General features: G+C 32.9%; 1 protein-coding gene. It reads left to right on the forward strand.

Translation table 11 applies throughout. The features are described 5' to 3' along the window. Positions 1-1,031: hypothetical protein (locus RRG12_RS44230; RefSeq protein ID WP_420763373.1), on the forward strand; the 1,031-nt coding region annotated here is incomplete at its 5' end. Positions 1,032-1,270: the final 239 nt, after the last annotated feature.

The following is a 1,270-nucleotide window of genomic DNA, read 5'->3' on the forward strand; positions in this document are numbered from 1 at the left end:
TGCCAAATGTCCAAGTCATTCATCTATACACTGCTGAGAAATTGGCAAACAATATTCCATCGAAAATTTTTGACAATTTAATGTGTGAAGGAAAACCATATTCTTTAAGTAATTTTGTCTACCCGGATTACCAGCACAGAATATTTATTGTTCACCAAAAGGAAGGAGTATATGCAGCAGGAAAAATTAGAGTTTTAGGCGATATTTATAGTTCATTACTATTGAATAGTATAGATAATGGATGGATACCTCCTGTAATATTATTTACCTTCGATGCTGAATCTCAATTTTTGATTGAGCAAAATTATCCGTTTTTAGACCTAGATTCTAACGGCTTAAAATTAATAATTAGCCAACTTAATGAGCATAGTAAAATAGATATTATCAGCACAAGAAATAGATTTGCTGTATATGAAAAAACTATAATAGATGGAACTGAAATTCTTTTGCCTGACTTTAGCCAAGAAATTCCTCCTATTCAATTATTTTTAGACCTTATGCATGGTAGACACAATGGTTTTCTGTGGATGCAAGGAGGAGGTACATTTGGAAGAACAGATGCACTGATCAGTTTGTTAGTTGTTATTGCTCAAACTTACCCTGGGATCAGGGTTGAAGATACTCATCTTAGTATCCTAGCTAAGTATGCAGGCTTTATCTACGAAATCTTATTAGATGTTGTTTCTATAAATAAAACTCCCAGTCCTACCGACATAACTATGGATAAACCACCGAAAAAAGCTTGGATTGAGCAAGTATCTAGATGGAATGCTGGTGCTTACGCATTGGAATTATGTTATGGAAAACATAATATTAGTGCAATAACATCTGGTAAAGTTTCTTTGTCTATTCTTAGAGAACCAGTTAAATTCTTGAAAAGATTGAAGGGAAAAGATAAACTTAATCTCTATACAATATTTCACAAAACAAAAGTTTTAGCAAGCGCCTTTTTTATCTCTCAAAAAATTGCTAGGAATAGTTTAGATAAGCCTGACATCCTACAAGGAAATGAAGCCAAAGCTTGCTGGTAAAATTAGATATTATCTTAAATAAATCATCTGATGAAAAACAAAGCACTTGCACTTCATTATCGACTCGTTAAAAAGAGTTATTATGGCTTACCAAGCAATTTTAAATTTTCTTAATCAGGTCTATTGTATAGATATGAATTTTACTTTCAGCAGGTGCAGTTTCGTCTTCGTTGCTAGCATCAATGCTTGCTGCCCCAACCAGGCACTCAATTAGTATCAATATCAATCAAACCTTTTTT

This window comes from Nostoc sp. CALU 546 (genome assembly GCF_048836525.1).